General features: G+C 66.8%; 18 protein-coding genes, 1 tRNA gene and 1 riboswitch. Of the genes, 7 read left to right on the forward strand and 12 right to left on the reverse strand.

The annotated features are described in order from the left end of the window. Positions 1 to 72 precede the first annotated feature (72 nt). Positions 73 to 810 (forward strand): Nmad3 family putative nucleotide modification protein, encoded by a 738-nt coding sequence (locus ACWIKC_RS02745; RefSeq protein ID WP_454598600.1) that lies wholly within the window; start codon positions 73 to 75, stop codon positions 808 to 810. Here ACWIKC_RS02745 and mmsB read toward each other — a convergent pair. The 10 genes from mmsB to ACWIKC_RS02795 all read right to left on the reverse strand — a co-directional run bounded on the left by mmsB (position 797) and on the right by ACWIKC_RS02795 (position 8,541). Next, entirely contained in the window at positions 797 to 1,663 is an 867-nt protein-coding gene (mmsB, locus tag ACWIKC_RS02750) for a 3-hydroxyisobutyrate dehydrogenase (RefSeq protein WP_454598601.1), read from the reverse strand. The two genes, ACWIKC_RS02745 and mmsB, sit on opposite strands and share 14 nt — an antisense overlap. Position 1,664: 1 nt before the next feature. Then, complete coding sequence (locus tag ACWIKC_RS02755; protein ID WP_454598602.1) at positions 1,665 to 2,012, reverse strand: hypothetical protein; 348 nt, start codon at positions 2,010 to 2,012, stop codon at positions 1,665 to 1,667. 116 nt (positions 2,013 to 2,128) lie between these two features. Continuing rightward, entirely contained in the window at positions 2,129 to 2,911 is a 783-nt protein-coding gene (locus ACWIKC_RS02760) for an enoyl-CoA hydratase-related protein (RefSeq protein WP_454598603.1), read from the reverse strand. Beyond that, complete coding sequence (locus ACWIKC_RS02765; protein WP_454598604.1) at positions 2,908 to 3,966, reverse strand: enoyl-CoA hydratase/isomerase family protein; 1,059 nt, start codon at positions 3,964 to 3,966, stop codon at positions 2,908 to 2,910. Before ACWIKC_RS02765 ends, ACWIKC_RS02760 begins: the two co-directional genes overlap by 4 nt. 40 nt (positions 3,967 to 4,006) lie before the next feature. Next, positions 4,007 to 5,152 carry an acyl-CoA dehydrogenase family protein gene (locus tag ACWIKC_RS02770; protein WP_454598605.1) on the reverse strand — a complete coding sequence of 382 codons (1,146 nt, stop codon included), beginning with the start codon at positions 5,150 to 5,152 and terminating at the stop codon, positions 4,007 to 4,009. A 73-nt stretch (positions 5,153 to 5,225) separates the two neighbouring features. Further along, positions 5,226 to 5,537 (reverse strand): I78 family peptidase inhibitor, encoded by a 312-nt coding sequence (locus ACWIKC_RS02775; RefSeq protein WP_454598606.1) that lies wholly within the window; start codon positions 5,535 to 5,537, stop codon positions 5,226 to 5,228. 1 nt (position 5,538) lies between these two features. Then, positions 5,539 to 5,991: a hypothetical protein gene (locus ACWIKC_RS02780; RefSeq protein WP_454598607.1), complete on the reverse strand. Its 453-nt coding sequence runs from the start codon at positions 5,989 to 5,991 to the stop codon at positions 5,539 to 5,541. 5 nt (positions 5,992 to 5,996) lie between these two features. After that, positions 5,997 to 7,499, reverse strand: coding sequence for a CoA-acylating methylmalonate-semialdehyde dehydrogenase (locus tag ACWIKC_RS02785; RefSeq protein WP_454598608.1), 1,503 nt, complete (start codon positions 7,497 to 7,499; stop codon positions 5,997 to 5,999). 106 nt (positions 7,500 to 7,605) lie between these two features. Continuing rightward, a tRNA-Gly gene (locus tag ACWIKC_RS02790) sits at positions 7,606 to 7,679 on the reverse strand. Positions 7,680 to 7,746: 67 nt separating this feature from the next. Then, complete coding sequence (locus ACWIKC_RS02795; RefSeq protein ID WP_454598609.1) at positions 7,747 to 8,541, reverse strand: SDR family oxidoreductase; 795 nt, start codon at positions 8,539 to 8,541, stop codon at positions 7,747 to 7,749. Between the two features lie 105 nt (positions 8,542 to 8,646). On the opposite strand from ACWIKC_RS02795, the gene ACWIKC_RS02800 reads away from it, so the two are divergent. The 4 genes from ACWIKC_RS02800 to ACWIKC_RS02815 all read left to right on the forward strand — a co-directional run bounded on the left by ACWIKC_RS02800 (position 8,647) and on the right by ACWIKC_RS02815 (position 10,922). Then, entirely contained in the window at positions 8,647 to 9,210 is a 564-nt protein-coding gene (locus ACWIKC_RS02800) for a TMEM165/GDT1 family protein (protein WP_454598610.1), read from the forward strand. A gap of 117 nt (positions 9,211 to 9,327) precedes the next feature. Further along, positions 9,328 to 9,789, forward strand: a complete 462-nt coding sequence (locus ACWIKC_RS02805; RefSeq protein ID WP_454598611.1) for a Dps family protein — start codon at positions 9,328 to 9,330, stop codon at positions 9,787 to 9,789. Between the two features lie 24 nt (positions 9,790 to 9,813). Continuing rightward, positions 9,814 to 10,446, forward strand: a complete 633-nt coding sequence (locus tag ACWIKC_RS02810; RefSeq protein ID WP_454598612.1) for a 6-phosphogluconolactonase — start codon at positions 9,814 to 9,816, stop codon at positions 10,444 to 10,446. Continuing rightward, the gene (locus ACWIKC_RS02815; protein WP_454598613.1) at positions 10,443 to 10,922 is read left to right on the forward strand and encodes an NUDIX domain-containing protein; all 480 of its coding nucleotides are present in this window, start codon (positions 10,443 to 10,445) and stop codon (positions 10,920 to 10,922) included. Before ACWIKC_RS02810 ends, ACWIKC_RS02815 begins: the two co-directional genes overlap by 4 nt. A 22-nt stretch (positions 10,923 to 10,944) precedes the next feature. Here the strand turns inward: ACWIKC_RS02815 and dinB are convergent, their stop codons facing one another. Next, the gene (gene dinB, locus ACWIKC_RS02820; protein WP_454598614.1) at positions 10,945 to 12,081 is read right to left on the reverse strand and encodes a DNA polymerase IV; all 1,137 of its coding nucleotides are present in this window, start codon (positions 12,079 to 12,081) and stop codon (positions 10,945 to 10,947) included. A gap of 67 nt (positions 12,082 to 12,148) precedes the next feature. Here dinB and ACWIKC_RS02825 point away from each other — a divergent pair, with 67 nt between their 5' ends. Continuing rightward, on the forward strand, positions 12,149 to 13,438 hold the full coding sequence (locus tag ACWIKC_RS02825) for a multidrug effflux MFS transporter (protein WP_454598615.1): 1,290 nt from the start codon (positions 12,149 to 12,151) through the stop codon (positions 13,436 to 13,438). Positions 13,439 to 13,463: 25 nt separating this feature from the next. Here the strand turns inward: ACWIKC_RS02825 and ACWIKC_RS02830 are convergent, their stop codons facing one another. After that, positions 13,464 to 15,011 carry an acyl-CoA carboxylase subunit beta gene (locus ACWIKC_RS02830; RefSeq protein ID WP_454598616.1) on the reverse strand — a complete coding sequence of 516 codons (1,548 nt, stop codon included), beginning with the start codon at positions 15,009 to 15,011 and terminating at the stop codon, positions 13,464 to 13,466. Between the two features lie 124 nt (positions 15,012 to 15,135). Next, a riboswitch (TPP riboswitch) is annotated at positions 15,136 to 15,243 on the forward strand. 46 nt (positions 15,244 to 15,289) lie between these two features. Here ACWIKC_RS02830 and thiC point away from each other — a divergent pair. Next, positions 15,290 to 17,206, forward strand: coding sequence for a phosphomethylpyrimidine synthase ThiC (thiC, locus tag ACWIKC_RS02835; RefSeq protein ID WP_454598617.1), 1,917 nt, complete (start codon positions 15,290 to 15,292; stop codon positions 17,204 to 17,206). The last annotated feature ends 20 nt before the right edge of the window (positions 17,207 to 17,226 follow it).

Consider the following 17,226-nt stretch of genomic DNA (forward strand, 5'->3'; position numbering starts at 1 on the left):
AAAGTTCTCGCGCAAAGTTTTGTCAGGGTGCGCCCTTGTCAGGCGCGGGCGGGGCGGGCAGCGCTGAACGTCATGCGGATCGTGTTTTCACGCAAGGGTTTCGACAGCGCGACGGGCGGCGGGCCATCGCCGATCGTGGATGGTCGCCCGGTCAGCCTGCCGATCCCCGCCGGCGCGGCATCGCACACCAGCTACGACGCGCTGGGGCTGGGCGAGCACGCGCATCGCGCCAGCCGTGGCAGGGTCGGCGGTGCGGATTTGTGCCACCACGATCCGATGTTCCTCGAGGAACAGGACAGCGGCGGCACCTGCCTGTTCGGGCAATGCGGCGCGGCGCAGACGCACCTTGTCAATCAGGGGGTCGGGGTGGGGGATATGTTCGTCTTCTTCGGCCTGTTCCGCGAGGAGGCGAGCGGCGAGCCGCATCATCGCATCTTCGGCTTCATGGAAGTGGAGCAAATCGTCGACCTGATGCAGCCCGCGCCGGCCGATCTGGTCGCACTGGGGCATCCCCACGCGCTGACGCCGCATGGCAAGAACGACGTGGTCTATCGCGGGCCGGGCGCGACCGCGCGCACGGCGCCCGACAGCCTGCGGCTCACCGTCGCGGGCGGCCCGCCGACGCTGTGGCACCGCCCGAAATGGCTGCGTCCCGGTGGCCTGAGCTATCACGACCGCGCGGATCGCTGGCTGCCCGGCGGTCGGCTGCGCAGCGTGGCGCGGGGTCAGGAATTCGTCGCCGATGTGGGCAAGCGCCAAGCCCCGCGCGACTGGCTCGCAGGCGTGATCGCGGCGATTACAGCGTCTTGATGATCGCCGAGAAGTCGAGCGCGCCGTTTTCTGCGGCGAAGGCTTCGTAAAGCTCGCGCGCGTGCTTGCCCAGCGGGGTGCTGGCGCCGGCGGTCTCTGCCGCTTCCATCGCCAGCCTCAAATCCTTGAGCATCAGCGCGGTGGCAAATCCGCCCTGATAATCCTTGTCCGCCGGGCTCTCGACGCCGACGCCTGGCAGCGGCGTATAGGCGTTGAGCGACCAACAATAGCCCGAGGATTGCGAGGAAATCTCGTAGAATTTCTGCGGATCGAGGCCCAGCTTCTGCGCCATTTTCATCGCTTCGGCGGTTCCGATCATCGAGATCGCGAGCAGCATATTGTTGCAGATCTTGGCGGTCTGGCCGGCCCCTGCATCGCCCGCATGGATGACCGCCTTGCCCATCGCCTCGAGCACCTCCTTGGCGCGCCCGAACGCCTGTTCGGTGCCGCCGACCATGAAGGTAAGCGTCCCACCATTGGCCGCGGCGATCCCGCCCGAGACTGGGGCGTCGACCATGTCGTAACCCGCCGCCTCGGCGGTCTCTGCCACCTCCTTGGCGGTGGCGACATCGATGGTCGAACAGTCGAGCAGCACCGCACCCGCGGGCGCATGGCCGATCACGTCGTTCTCGTAGACCGCTTTCACGATCCCGCCATTGGGCAACATGCTGACCACCGCCTCGACCCCGCCGACCGCCTCGCGGGCTGCTGTGAAAGTTTCACAGCCATTGTCACGAGCGGCGGCCAGCGCCTCCTCGCTGAGATCGAAGGCATTCACCTGATGGCCCGCCTTGACGAGATTGGCAGCCATCCCGCCGCCCATGTTGCCGAGACCGATAAAGGCGATTTTCATGTCAGTGCATCCTTGCGTGGTTCTTGCCCAGCAGCACGGCGGCGGTGTCGCCATCGTGCTTCCAGGAGAGGTAGGTGAGATAGGGCAGCAGGAAGCCCGCGCCGCCAAAGAAGGCGGGCACCGCGAGCAGCAACCCGGTCGCGCCGAAGCCGTTGCGCCATGCGGTCCAACTCGCCGACAGCACCAGCATGAGCATGAAGTCGAGGTTGAACTGCCCCGGCCATCCCAGCGCGGCCATGTCGCCGAAGAAATAGGTAAACAGGTTCCAGCCGTGCTCGCCGATCACCAGCGCTGTGTAGATCGCGAGCACCAGCCACAGCAACATCAGCACGACCGAGAAGGGTTTCATGGCCTGCGGTCCTTTCTTGCGGTGATTTGCCAGCGGAGGGTGAGGGTTAGCCCAAAGCCCTCGTCATTGCGAGCGATCGCCAGATCGCGCGGCAATCCGTGGCGGGGCAGCAGATCCTAGCGCCCCTTCCACTGCCCTTCGCGCTTCTCCACAAAGGCTGCCATGCCCTCGACCTTGTCTTCGCTCGCGGCGAGGATCTGGAAGATGCGGCGTTCCATCACCAGCCCCTGGTCGAGCGTGCTCTCGAAGGCGGCGTTGACCATTTCCTTGTTGGCGATCGCGGCCATCGGCGGCATCGATGCGATCGTCTTGGCGGTCTTGAGTGCCTCGTCGAGCAGCGTCTCGTGCGGCACCACGCGGACCACCAGATTGGCGCGCTCGGCTTCTTCGGCATCCATCATCCGGCCGGTCAGGCACATTTCCATCGCCTTGGACTTGCCCACCGCGCGGGCCAGCCGCTGCGAGCCGCCCATACCCGGCGCGACGCCCAGCTTGATCTCCGGCTGGCCGAATTTCGCCTTCTCGCTGGCGATGATGAAATCGGCCATCATCGCCAGCTCGCAGCCGCCGCCCAGTGCGAAGCCGTTGACCGCGGCGATCCACGGCTTGCGGGTCTTCTTCACGATCTCGCTGGTCCAGGGGGCGAAGAAATCGTCGAGATAGAAATCCGCCGCCTGCTTCTCGCTCATTTCCTTGATATCGGCGCCCGCGGCAAAGGCCTTGTCGCCCGACCCGGTGAGCACCGCGCACAGCTGGCTGTCGTCGGCCTGATAGGCGGCGAAGGCGGCGATCAGATCCGCGAGCACCTGCGAATTCAAGGCGTTGAGCGCCTGCGGACGGTTGAGCGTGATCAGCGTGACCTTGTCATGCTGTTCGACGGTGATGGTTTTGTAGCTCATAGGGGTTTCCATTCCTCATCGGCGGGAAGCGGAGCGAAGATGGCGTCGAGCAACTCCTCGCTCACGCCTTCGGGCGTCGCCGGGTTCCATTGCGGATCGCCGGTCTTGTCGACGATCACTGCGCGCACGCCCTCGGCGAAATCGGGGCGGACGATCACCCGGCTGGCGATACGGTATTCCTGGCGCATATTGTCGGCGAAATCGGTGAAGTCCTTGGCCTCGGCCAGCTGGCGCAGCGCAACCTTGCAGGTCTGCGGGCTCTTGGTGCGCAGCGTGGCGAGTTCCTTGGCGGCCCATTCGCCGTCATCATTCCCGGCCTCGGCATCGAGGCTGGCGAGGATATCCTCGTAGCGGTCGGAGGCGAAATGGCGGTTGATCCGCTCCAGATTGCCCTCGATCCGGGCCTTGGGCGGGGTTTCGGCGAGGTCGGAAAGAATTCCGCCGATCCGGTCGGGGTGCTCGATGATCCGCGCCTTGGCCTCGGCCAGCTTTTCGCTGGGGAGATAGTGCGTCGCGATCCCGGCCCACAGGCATTCCGCGCCATCGAGCCGCGCGCCGGTCAGCGCGAGGAACTGGCCCAGCCGCCCCTGCAGCCGCGACAGGTGCCAGCCGCCGCCGACATCGGGGAACAGGCCGATCCCGGTCTCGGGCATGGCGAAGCGGGTGTTCTCGGTCGCGACGCGGTATTTGCAGGGCAAGGCGATGCCCACGCCGCCGCCCATGGTGATGCCGTCCATGAATGCCACGATGGGCTTGTCATAGGCGAACAGCTGATGGTTGAGCTGGTATTCGTCGTGGAAGAACTTGCGCCCCGATGCGCCGCCATCGTTGAGGGCCGAATTGCGCAGCATCCCGATATCGCCCCCGGCGCAGAACCCACGCCCTTCGGAATGGTCGAGCACCACCGCCTCGATCGCCTCGTCACCCGCCCAGCCGCTCAGCGCCGCGCTCATCGCGTGGCACATGTCGAGGGTCAGCGCGTGGAGCGCCTTGGGCCGGTCGAGCGAGATGTGCCCGACGCGCCCGTGCGAATGGATGTTGACGTTGTCGGTCAATTTTCTCTCCGTTGCAGTGTTTTCCGGCATCGCGCGCTTATTACTGGCGCAGCAAATCCCGGCCCACGATCATCCGCATGACCTGATTGGTGCCTTCGAGGATCGAATGCACCCTGAGGTCGCGCCAGAAGCGTTCGATCGGGTAATCCTTGAGATAGCCATAGCCGCCGAACAATTGCAGCGCATCGTTGACCACGTTGGAGCCGCTGTCGGTCGCGAGCCGTTTGGCCATCGCGGAAAACCGGCTCTTGTCTGGGGCATCGTCATTGACCTTGGCTGCCGCGAGATAGAGCAGCGCGCGCGCCGCCTCGAGCTCGGTCGCCATGTCAGCCAGCATGAATTGAGTGTTCTGGAAATCGGCGATCGGCTGACCGAACTGCTGGCGCTCCTTGGTGTAGGCGACCGCTTCGTCGAGACAGCGCTGCGCCCCGCCAAGCGAGCAGGCGCCGATGTTGAGCCTTCCGCCGTCCAACCCCATCATCGCGAAGCGGAAGCCTTCGCCCTCGGCGCCGACGCGGTTGGCGACGGGCACGCGGGCATCCTCGAAGATGACCTGCGCGGTCGGGCTGGCGTTCCAGCCCAGCTTCTTCTCGGGCTTGCCGAAGGAGACGCCGGGCGTATCCTTGTCGATCACCAGGCAGGTGACGCCCTTGGTCTTGTCCTCGCTGGTGCGGACCATGGTGACATAGACGTCGTTGTAACCCGCGCCCGAGATGAATTGCTTGGTGCCGTTGAGGACGTAGTGGTCGCCATCCAGCCGGGCGCTGGTCTTGAGCGCCGAGGCGTCCGACCCGCTACCCGGCTCGGTCAGCGCATAGCTCGCCATCTTGTCCATGTTGACCAGCTCGGGAAGGTAGCGTTCCTTGATCTCGTCCCCGCCGAAACGGTCGATCATCCAGCTGGCCATGTTGTGGATCGAGATGAACGCGCTGGTGGTGGGGCAGCCATAGGCCATCGCTTCCATGATCAGCGCCGCCTCGAGCCGCCCGAGCCCGATCCCGCCGGATTCTTCCGAGACGTAAATCGCCCCGAAACCAAGCTCGGCAGTGCGTTTGATCACATCGCGCGGGAAGTGGTGGTCCTCGTCCCATTGCGAGGCGTGCGGGGTGATGTTGTCGGCGGTGAAGCGGCGCGCCATCTCCTGGATCGCGAGCTGGTCGTCGGTAAGCTGGAATTGTCCTGTCATGGCGTGGCCCCTAGCACCGCAGCGGCGGCGATTTCCAGCGTGGAATGTGACTTGATCCGGCGGTCGGTCATGCTCAGCCGCAGGCGATCGAGGTGATCGCCATCGCCCGGTCGTAGCTCACCCGGACCCGGTCCTGGCGATAATCCATCGTCACCGCGGTTTCGGGCGGGACCCATTGGAAGACCGATGCGCCGGTGCGCTGCCGGATTTGAGTGCCGATTGTCGTCGTGGCGCGCTGGCCGATGAATCCTTCGGTGCCCGCAGTGGAGCAGCTTCCGCCTTCACCGGGCGCGCGGTCGACGGGTGCGTCCGTGGCAGGCGTGGTCATGCAGCCCGCCGTCAGGGCGGCAAGCGATCCGGCAAAGGCGAGTTTGGTAAAGCTCATATCAAATATCGCATCGTTTCAGGGTCATGGGTTCGAAATCCGCCTCCTCGCCCACCGGGCTGGGTGTCAGGCGGTCGGCGCCGTCCAGCGCGAAGCGGCGGGTCATCGTCCAGCGCTCGCCTTCGCCTTCCATCGCCAGGCTGGCGATGATCGCGTCCGAGCCATCGGTCATGATGTCGGTCACCTCGCCGCGCGCTTCGTAGAAGCCCAGCGTGGTGGCACCGATCTCGATCCGGAGGTCGGAGGAGGGCGCGCAATCGCCATCCAGCGCATCCCAGGTGCCGCGGAAGCGCGCCGGGATGGCGTCGAGCACCTGCGCGGTCTCGGCCTCGCGCTCGGGCGCCGCCGGCGAGTGAACCGCTGCCGGTTCGGCCTCGCTCTCGACCGGTGCCTCGGCCTCCTGCGAACAGGCCGCGAGCGTCAGCGCGAGCGTGGCGGCAAGGGCGATCCGCATCGCGCTTACCCCATCGTCGGGATGACGAAGGCGTTCGAGCCGTCGCCGCCACCATCGGGCCAGCGCTGGGTGACCTTCTTGGACTTGGTCCAGAACCGCAGGCCCTCGGTGCCGTACTGATCGATATCGCCGAAGCCCGAGCGCTTCCAGCCGCCGAAGCTGTGATAGGCGACCGGCACCGGGATCGGCACGTTGATCCCCACCATGCCGACATTCACCCGGCTGGCGAATTCGCGCGCCGCGTGGCCGTTGCGGGTGAAGATCGCGACGCCATTGCCGTATTGGTGCTCGCTGGGGAGCCGGACCGCTTCCTCGAAATCCTTGGCGCGCACGATCTGCAGCACCGGGCCGAAGATCTCTTCCTGATAACTTTCCATCTGGGGCGTGACGCGGTCGAGCAGCGTCGGGCCGACGAAGAAGCCTTTCTCGTGGCCCTGCAGCGTGTAGCCGCGGCCATCGATCACGACCTCGGCGCCTTCCTTTTCGGCGGTGTCGATCCAGCCCTCGATGCGCGCCTTGTGTTCGGGAGTCACAACCGGGCCGTAATGCGCGTCGGGGTCGTTCGAAACGCCGATCCGCAGCGCGTTGATCGCGGGGATGAGCTTTTCGCGCAAGGCGTTGGCGGTGTCCTCGCCGACCGGGACCACCACGGGGAGCGCCATGCAGCGCTCGCCGGCCGAGCCGAAGGCGGCGCCGACCAGGTCGTTGACCACCATGTCGAGATCGGCGTCGGGCATGACCACGCCATGGTTCTTGGCGCCGCCCATCGCCTGGACGCGCTTGCCCGCAGCGGCGCCGCGCTTGGAGACGTATTGCGCAATGTCGGAACTGCCGACGAAGCTGACACCCGCGATATCGGGATGGTCGAGAATGGCGTCGACCATCTCCTTGTCGCCATGGACCACCTGCAGCAGCCCCTCGGGCGCGCCGGCCTCGAGGAACAGTTCGGCGAGCCGCACGGGCACGCTGGGATCGCGCTCGGATGGCTTGAGGATGAAGGCGTTGCCCGCCGCGATCGCCATCCCGAACATCCACATCGGGATCATCGCGGGGAAGTTGAACGGGGTGATGCCAGCGCCGATGCCGATCGGCTGGCGCATCGAATAGACGTCGATCCCCGGGCCGGCACCTTGCGTGTACTCGCCCTTGAGGACCTGCGGGATGCCGCAGGCGTATTCGATCACCTCGAGCCCGCGCTGGACGTCGCCCTTGGCATCGTCGACCACCTTGCCGTGCTCGGAGGAGAGCAGCTCGGCGAGCTCCTGCATGTTCTCCTCGATCAGCTGCTTGTAGGTGAACATGACCCGTGCGCGACGCTGCGGATTGGTCGCGGCCCAGCCCGGCTGGACCTTTTTTGCGGCCTGGATGGCGCGCTCGAGCAGCGCGGCGTCGCCAAGCGCGACCTCGGCCTGGACTTCGCCGGTCGACGGGTTCCAGATCTGGTGGTTGCGGCCGGTACCGGTAAGGCCGCCAGTGCCCCCGGCGATGACGTGATCGATGGTGCGCATGAAATACCTCTCTTTTCTGACCAACGGCCTAGGCGAGCGAGGGGTCCGAACGCAAGCGGTTACATTTGCAACCGGCGGCTGCACGGGTCCGTCTGGAAAAAGGGAGTGGAGCGGGTAGCGAGAATCGAACTCGCGCGTCCAGCATGGGAAGCTGGCAGGCTACCATTACATCATACCCGCTTGGAGCCGCCTGTGCCGCGATGGTGCGGCCCCGTCAATATCCCTCGTGCTTCGGAACCGCGCTGGCTTAGCGCGGCGGCATGCGGATCGCCCCGTCGAGCCGGAACTGATGCGCGTTGAGATAGGAGTTGCGCGCGATCTCGAGGATCAGCGAGGCGAATTCCTCCGGGTGGCCGAGCCGTTTGGGGAAAGGCACGCTGGCGTTGAGCTGGTCCCACATCTGCGGGTTGCGGTCCTTCATCCCCAGCATCAGCGGGGTCGCGAAGATGCCCGGCATGACCGAGTTCACGCGGATTCCCATATCCATCAGGTCGCGCGCCATCGGCAGCACCAGCCCGTTCACCCCGGCCTTGCAGCTGCCGTAGATTACCTGGCCGATCTGCCCGTCCTGAGCCGCGACGCTCGCGGTCAGCGTGATGCAGCCGCGCTCGCCATCCTCGTTCAGCGGATCGGCATTGGCCATCCCCAGCGCCGAGAGGCTGGCGATGCGATAGGAGGAAACGAGGATGCCTTGCGCCCCGAAAGCGTAATCCTCGGTCGAGAGCCGCTTGTAGCCGCCGCTTTCCTTGTCCCAGCCCAGCGTCTTGCCGCGGCGGCTCGCCATGGCGCAATGCACTGTCACCCGCTCCTGGCCATGCGCTTCGCGCGCCGCCGCAAAGCCGGCGACGACCGAATCCTCGTCGGTGATGTCGACATGGTGGAAAGTGCCGCCGATCGCGTGCGCGTGCTCCTCGCCCGCCTCGCGGTTGACGTCGAAGATCGCCACCTTGAGCCCCGCTTCGGCCAGCGCGCTCGCGCTCGCTCTGCCCAGACCCGATGCGCCCCCGGTCACCACCGCCGCCATGCCTTGCGTCAATTTCATCCGTCACTCTCCCTGTGATTAGCTTTCGTCGACGCGGGTGCTATCGCATGGCACCGCGCACCGCCAGACAGGAGCTTTCATGCCGACCACGCAACCCGGGCAACCATGACCGCATCGCTGATCTTCGCCATGGTCGCCGCTTTCCTCGCCGGGATCGGCGCGCGCGACCAGCTGATCGTCGCGCGGCTGAGCGGGCATTTCGGCGGCTCGCCGCTGGTGCTGGCGACGGGGCTGGCCTGCGCCACGCTGAGCGCGGCGGCGATGGCCTGGGCGGGCTGGCGGGTCGAGACGATGATCTCGGATTCGGCGGAGACCATGCTGGTCGCCTTCGCGCTGGCGGCCGCCGCCTTCGAACTGTTCTGGCCGATCAGGCTGGCGCCCGCGCGCGAACCGACCCGCTCGCTCGCGGCGCTGGCGATCGTCCTGCTCTCGCGCCAGTTCGGCGATGGCGCGCGCTTCTGCATCTTCGCGATCGCCGCCGCGACTTCCTCGCCGCAGATGACCGCGCTGGGCGGAGCGCTGGGTGGGGCTGCGGCGCTGGCGATGGGCTGGGTGCTGGGGCATGCGCTCGAACGCAAGCTGCCCCTGCGCGGGATTCGCATCGCGCTCGGCAGCGTCACGCTGATCATCGCGCTGGTGATCGGCCTGAGCGTCCGCGGGATCATCTGATGATCGAGGGAAGCGATTTCAGCAACCGGAGCGCTGCATGAAACCAAGCGGTCGCTGTCCCGTTCTATTTCGGAGACACACGCCGCCGCTGGAAACGCGGCGAAAACAGGAGGCACTATGTCGAAACTCGGAAACAACGCCAAAACCGGCCTCGTCGAGGCGCTCAACGGCGCGCTCGCGGACACGTTCGCGCTCTACGTCAAAACCAAGAACTTTCACTGGCACGTCGCGGGCCCGCGCTTTCGCGACCTGCACCTGCTGTTCGACGAACAGGCCGCGCAGCTGATCGGCACGGTCGACGATATCGGCGAGCGCGTCCGCAAGAATGGCGAGAATACGCTGACCTCGATCGGCTCGATCGCCAGCGCCACAAGGGTCAAGGACCAGGACGACGTCACCATTTCCGCCGATGCGATGGTCGAGGAGCTGCGCGATGCCAATCGCAAGCTGCACGACCGGCTCGGCGAGGTAAAGGACGAGGCCGAGAAGGTGGGCGACAACGCCACCAGCGGCATCGTCGACGACTGGATCGACCAGTGCGAGGAACGCATCTGGTTCCTCGGCCAGACCGCCAAGTAACGCGCGCGCAACCGGGGCACATCGATGGCCGATATAACCCGCATCGCCCGGATTGATGGAGCGCGTGACAGCGCGATCGCCGACTGGCTCGCCGCAAAGCTGCGGCGGGCCTTCGGTGCGTCCGAGGGGCCGGTGGCAATCACCGTCCCGGGCGGCTCGACCCCGTTCCCGATCATCGAGCTGTTGCTGACGGAGGACCTGCCGTGGGAGCGGCTGGTGGTGTGGCCCAACGACGACCGCGTGGTCCCCGAGGACCACGAAGCGAGCAACACCGGCAAGCTGCGGCGCCTGTTCGAACCCGTCGGCGCCGATGTGGTCACGCTGAGCGTGATGGAACAGGTCCCGCCGTTCGCCTTCGCCTGGCTGGGGATGGGCGCGGACGGGCATGTGGCCTCGCTGTTCCCCAACACCGATCCGCGCGCCGACGATCCGCGCAGCGTGGTGCAACTCACCCCCGACCCGCTCCCTCCCGAGGCGCCCTACGACCGGATCAGCCTGACCATCACCGCGCTGCTCAACAGCGACGAGGTCGTCTTCGTCATTCGAGGCGCGGACAAATCCGACGTCATGGCGGCTGCCCTGGCGGGGACGGGCGATCTCCCTGTGTCTCGCCTGCTTGCCGCTGCGGACCAGCCGGTGACGGTGTTCGCAGGATGATCGCGAAACTCCACCGCATCGCCCTGCGCGTCGCGCACAAGCTGCGCCATCGCTGGCGGCTGCTGCGCGGCACCCCGCTCGAAGGGGTGACGGTCATCGCCTGCGACCTGCAGGGCAAACTGCTGATGGTTCGCCACAGCTACGGCCCGCGCGGCTGGTTCCTCCCCGGCGGCGGGATCAAGCGCGGCGAGAGCCCCGAACAGGCGGCGGTGCGCGAATTGCGCGAGGAAACCGATTGCCTGGCCGAAGGCGCGAAACTGGTGGGCTCGTTCGAAGAACAGGTCTCCGGATCGCCGCACACCGCCCATGTCGTCAGCTGCCTGACCTCCGACGAGCCGCGACCCGACCGCCGCGAAGTGGTCGAGGCACGCTTCTTCCCCACCCATTCGCTGCCCGAACCGCTCAGCCCGCGCACCAGGGCACGGCTGGCGTTGTGGCGCGACCCGGCGAACGGCGGCGGCCAGAGCCCCTGCTAGAGCCCCCTGCTAGAGCCCCCTGCTAGAGCAGCGACAGTTGCGCATCGGGGCGAGGCGGCTCGTCCGCGCCGTCGTGCTCCAGCTTCGACAGGGTGAGCCCCATCAGCCGGATCGGCATCGGCAGCGGCAGCACCTCGTCGAGCAGCGCGCGCGCCAGCCCTGCGAATTCCTGCTTGTCGGCGATCGCGCGCGGCAGCGATTTCGCGCGGCTCATGATCTGGAAATCGGTGTATTTGAGCTTGAGCGTCACCGTCCGGCCGCGCGCCTCGGCGCGGGTGATGCTGGTCCAGACGATTCCGATGATATCCTCCAGCGTCTCGCGCAGCGCCGGGCCGCTCGAGATGTCCGAGCCGAAAGTCCGCTCGCCGCCGACCGATTTGCGGATCCGGGTCGAACGCACCGGGCGCAGGTCGATGCCCCGCGCCGCGCGATAAAGATAATCGGCGAAGCTGCCGAAATGCGCGCGCAGCCAGGCGATGTCCTTTTCCGCCAGATCCGCACCGGTGGCGATCCCCAGCCGCGCCATCTTTTCCGCGCCCTTGGGTCCGACCCCGTGGAACCGCCGCACCGGCAATTGCGCGACGAACTGCGCGCCCTCGCCGGGGCGGATCACGCACAGGCCGTCGGGCTTGTTCTGGTCGCTGGCGATCTTGGCGAGAAACTTGTTGTAGCTGACCCCGGCGCTGGCGGTAAGCTGCGTCTTGGCGCGGATTTCCTGACGGATCAGTTCGGCGATGCGGGTCGCCGATCCGATGCCCAGCCGGTCACTGGTGACATCGAGATAGGCCTCGTCGAGGCTCAGCGGTTCGACCAGATCGGTGTGGTGGCGGAACACCGCGCGGATCTGCTGGCTGACCTCGCGATAGACCTCGAAGCGGCTCTTGCAGAAGATCAGGTCGGGGCACAGCCGCCTGGCGGTGACCGAGGGCATCGCGCTCTTCACCCCGAAGCGCCGCGCCTCGTAGCTCGCCGCCGCGACCACCCCGCGCCCGCTCGATCCGCCCACCGCCACCGGCTTCCCTCGTAGCTCGGGATGGTCGCGCTGCTCGACGCTGGCGAAGAAGGCATCCATGTCGACATGGATGATCTTGCGCAGCCCCTCAGCCTCGGCCCCTTCGCTTTCCCCGGCGTCGTTGCTGCTGTGATCTTCTTGCCTCATGACGGGCCAAAGATAGGCCACCGGGTTGCAAATCGGAACCGTTCGTTCCAATTTGCATATTGTGCACATGCGAAACGAAATTTCAGCCGGCGGCGAGCTTCATGGTTCGACCGAACAGGCCCGCCTTCCTGCCGAAACCGCGACCCGCAAGCCGATCGGCGAACGCGAGCTGATCTGGATGATGGCTATGCTGATGGCGCTCAACGCCTTTGGTATCGACGCAATTTTGCCAGCGCTGGACAATCTGGCGGGAACTCTCGGCGCTGCGGGCAATGATCGTCAATTCGTGGTCGGGGTCTATCTGCTCGCGGCCGGGATCGGCACGCTGGTCCCCGGCGCGTTTGCCGACCGCTTCGGGCGCCGTCCGGTGCTGTTCGTCGGACTGACGGCCTATATCGGGCTGTCGCTGGCTTGCGCGCTGGCGACCAGTTTCGATGCTCTGGTGGTCCTCCGCGCTGCGCAGGGCTTCTTCGCTGCCAGCATCATCGCGCTCCCGCCCGCGATCATCCGCGACCGGGTGGGCGGGGACAAGATGGCGCGGATGATGAGCCTGATCTTTGTCATCTTCCTGCTGGTCCCCGCGATCGCACCCTCGATCGGGCAAGGCGTGCTGCTCTTGACCGGCGACTGGCGCTGGATCTTTGTGACCATGGCTTTGGCCGGAGTGGTCATGTCGGTCTGGGTCTTTACGCGGCTGCCCGAAACCCTCCATCAGGAGGATCGCCAGCCGATCTACATCCCGCAAATAATGCGCAACATGAAGAGCGCGGTGACCCTGCGCACCACGGTCGGCTACACGCTGGGCAGCGCGCTGGTGTTCGGCGGCTTGTTCGGATTCATCAATTCCAGTCAGCAGCTGATCGGTGAGGCCTTCGGGGCAGGCGACGCCTTTCCGATGATCTTCGCGATCTGTGCGGGGTGCATGGCGATCGCCAACTGGCTCAACAGCCGGATCGTCGAACGCTACGGCGCTCGGCGGGTCAGCCATTGGGCGCTGTTCGTTTTCATCTTCGTGGCGGCGGCGCAACTGTGGTTCGCCAGCCAGCCCAACGAAACGCTTTGGACATTCGTCCCGCTGATGGCGGCCAACATGAGCATGCTCGGCTTCATCGGCGCCAATTTCGGTTCGATCGCGCTCCAGCCGTTCCGCCATATCGCGGGCGCGGCCAGCTCGGCGCAGGGCTTCCTGCGGATGACCGGCGGCGCCGCGCTGGGCGCCTATATCGGCTATTCCTACGATGGCACCGCGCGCCCGCTGGCGCTGGCGCTGCTGGTTACCGCGTTGCTGAGCCTGGCCTTCGTGCTGTTCTCCGAACGCGGCTCGCTGTTCGGCCCGCCGGAGCCTGAAGAGATTTAGTCTAAGAGATGACGGGGCGTGCCAGTTACTCGCCGGCCAGCCGTCGCCAAGCCAGACCGGCGAACTCGCACAGCAGCGGCCGCGTGTCGCGCGGGTCGATGATGTCCTCGACGTTGAAGCGCTCGGCGCTGCGGAAGGGGCTGGTGACCCGGTCCAGCCGCGCACGGATTTCCGCCAGCTCCGCCGCCGGGTCCGCCGCCGCCTCGAGCTCGGACTTGTAGGCCACCTCGAGCCCGCCCGCGATCGGCAGCGAGCCCCAGTCGCCGCTCGGCCAGCAATAGCGGTACTGGAAGCGCTCGGCATTGCTCATCGCGCTCCCGGCGATGCCATAGGCGCGGCGCAGCACCACGCAGGCCAGCGGCACGCGCGCGCGATAGACCGCGTTCATCGCCTGCACGCCATAACGGATCGTCCCCGCCAGTTCCGCCTCGCGCCCGATCATGAAGCCCGGATTGTCGACCAGATGGACGATCGGCAGCCGGAACCGGTCGGCCAGCGCCACGAAGCGCTCGACCTTCTCGCTGGTCTTGGCATCCCACGAACCGCCGAGGAACGACGGATCGCTGGCCAGCACCGCCACCGGCCAGCCGTCGAGCCGCGCCAGCGCGGTGATCGCCGCGCGTCCCCAATTGCGTCCGATCTCGAACAGCGTGCCCTTGTCGACCACCATGTCGAGACAGCGGCGCATCGAATAGACCTGTTTGTCCTCGCGCGGGACGAGTTCGAGCAGCGCCTCCTCGCGGCGGTCCACGGGGTCGTCGCAGGCGGTGCGGCGCGCCAGCTGGCCGACATGTTCGGGCATGAAGGAGAGGAAATGACGGGCGCGGGCGAAGGCCTCGGCCTCGCTGGCGACCTCGTCGTCGACCACGCCATTGCGGGTGTGGATGCCGCTCCCGCCCAGCTCCTCCTTGGCTTGCGCGTGGTCCTGCGAACCCTTGTAGCTCTCGCCCAGGCCGTCGACCACCGCGGGCCCGGCGGCGAAGATCTGCGAGAGGCCCTTGACCATCACCGAATAATGGCTCGCGACCACCCGCGCTGCGCCCAGCCCCGCGGTCGGGCCCAGCGCCAGCGCCACCACAGGCACGGTCTCGAGATTGGTCACGACATCGCCCCAGCCGGGCACTGCGGGGATATAGGTCGCGCCGATCTGCTCGAGCGTCTTGACCGAGCCGCCGCCGCCGGTGCCGTCGATCATCCGGATCAGCGGCAGCCGCAGCTCGTGTGCCATCCGCTCCGCCTGGACCATCTTGCGGCTGATCCCGGCATCCGCCGCGCCGCCGCGAATGGTGAAATCGTCCGCCGTGGCGACCACCGGGCGGCCGTTGATCTCGGCCTTGCCGAACAGGAAGGGCGCGGGCAGCACGCCGGTCAGCGCGCCATCCTCGTCATAGCTGGCCTTGCCCGCGATCTTGCCGATCTCGCGGAACGAGCCCGGATCGACCAGCGCCGCGAGCCGCCCACGCGCATCCATCTTGCCCCGCGCGTGCTGGCGGGCGAGCTTGTCGGCTCCGCCCATTTCCTCGGCCAGCGCCTCGCGGTGGCGCAGTTCTTCCAGTTCCTTCGCCCAGCTCAATCGTCGCTCCTCTCGCTTGTCCCGCGAGCGTGAATGCCGCGTCGGAGCGAGGCTGGCCAGCGCAAACGGAGGAGTTACCTCAATCCACACCGCCCTTTCGCGCTGCCCGCAAATGCGGTAGGTACCCGCATCCCCGGGGAGCCAGTGTTGGCTGAGAGGGGCAGGTCACGCTGCCCGACCCGTCGAACCTGAACCCGTTAGCACGGGCGGAGGGAGGGCCGGCCTTGGCGCTTCGCGTGTCGCCGGAAAACTCTCTCCCGCCCGAGGAGAGACAGCGTATGGCCGACATCAATTCCCCCCACGAGATCAGCCCCTCCGGCGAGCCGGTAACCGTTACCACCGGCCCGATCCGCGGCAGCCGCAAGGTCCATGTCGGGCCGCTCGGTGTGGCGATGCGCGAGATCGACCTTGCGGGCGGCGAGGCGCCGGTGCGCGTCTACGACACCAGCGGCCCCTACACCGATCCGGCGACCAGTATCGACATCCAGGCGGGCCTCGCGCCCCTGCGCCGCGACTGGCAGCTGGCGCGCGGCGATGTCGAGGAATACGCGCCCCGCGAGGTCCGCCCCGAGGACAACGGCCAGCTCGGCCCGGATCGCAGCGGCGGCGTGCCCCCGTTCCCCACCGCGCTGCGCCGCCCCTTGCGCGCCAAATCCGGCGGCAACATCAGCCAGATGCACTACGCCCGCCGCGGCATCATCACCCCCGAGATGGAGTACGTCGCCGAGCGCGAGAACCTGGGCCGCGAGCGGCTCGCCGAATACACCCGCGACGGCGAGGACTGGGGCGCCGAGATCCCCGACTACGTCACCCCCGAATTCGTCCGCAGCGAAGTCGCGCGCGGGCGGGCGATCATCCCCTCCAACGTCAACCACCCCGAGTGCGAGCCGATGGCGATCGGGCGCAACTTCCTCGTCAAGATCAACGCCAATATCGGCAATTCCGCGGTCGCCAGCGATGTCGCCAACGAGGTCGACAAGATGGTCTGGTCGATCCGCTGGGGTGCCGACACGGTGATGGACCTTTCCACCGGCCGCAACATCCACGACACCCGCGAATGGATCATCCGCAACTCCCCCGTGCCCATCGGCACCGTGCCGATCTACCAGGCGCTCGAGAAGGTTGGCGGCGTCGCCGAGGATCTCACCTGGGAGATCTTCCGCGACACGCTGATCGAGCAGGCGGAACAGGGCGTCGACTATTTCACCATCCACGCCGGCGTCCGGCTGCCCTATGTCCCGATGACCGCCAAGCGCGTCACCGGCATCGTCAGCCGCGGCGGCTCGATCATGGCGAAATGGTGCCTCAGCCACCACAAGGAGAGCTTCCTCTACGAGCGGTTCGACGAGATCACCGAGATCTGCAAGGCCTACGATATCGCCTATTCGCTGGGCGACGGCCTGCGCCCCGGCTCCATCGCCGATGCCAATGACGAGGCGCAGTTCGCGGAGCTCTACACGCTGGGCGAGCTGACCAAGCGCGCCTGGGCGCAGGACGTCCAGGTGATGATCGAGGGCCCGGGCCATGTCCCGATGCACAAGATCAAGGAGAACATGGCCAAGCAGCTCGAGGCCTGCGGCGAGGCGCCGTTCTACACCCTCGGCCCACTCGTCACCGATATCGCGCCCGGCTACGACCACATCACCAGCGGCATCGGCGCGGCGCAGATCGGCTGGTACGGCACCGCGATGCTCTGCTACGTCACGCCGAAAGAACACCTCGGCCTGCCCGACCGCGACGACGTGAAGGTGGGCGTGGTCACCTACAAGCTCGCCGCCCACGCCGCCGATCTCGCCAAGGGCCACCCCGCCGCGCAGGTCCGCGACGACGCGCTGAGCAAAGCCCGCTTCGACTTCCGCTGGCGCGACCAGTTCAACCTGTCGCTCGATCCCGACACCGCCGAGCAGTATCACGACCAGACGCTCCCCGCCGAAGGGGCGAAAACGGCGCATTTCTGCTCGATGTGCGGGCCGAAATTCTGCAGCATGGCGATCAGCCAGGAAGTGCGCGAGTTCGCGGCGAAGCAGAATTCGGGCAGCTATCTGGCGGCGGAGAACATCGCGCGCGAGACCAGCCCCGAGGAAGCCGAGCAGGCGCGCGAGGGGATGGAGGAGATGAGCAAGGTCTATCGCGAGAAGGGCGAGCAGCTCTACCTGCCCGAGGACGAAGTGGACGGGGCGGCTCCGGCGAAATAGGCTGGCGAACGGACAGGCTG

Source organism: Qipengyuania sp. SM2507 (genome assembly GCF_053714505.1).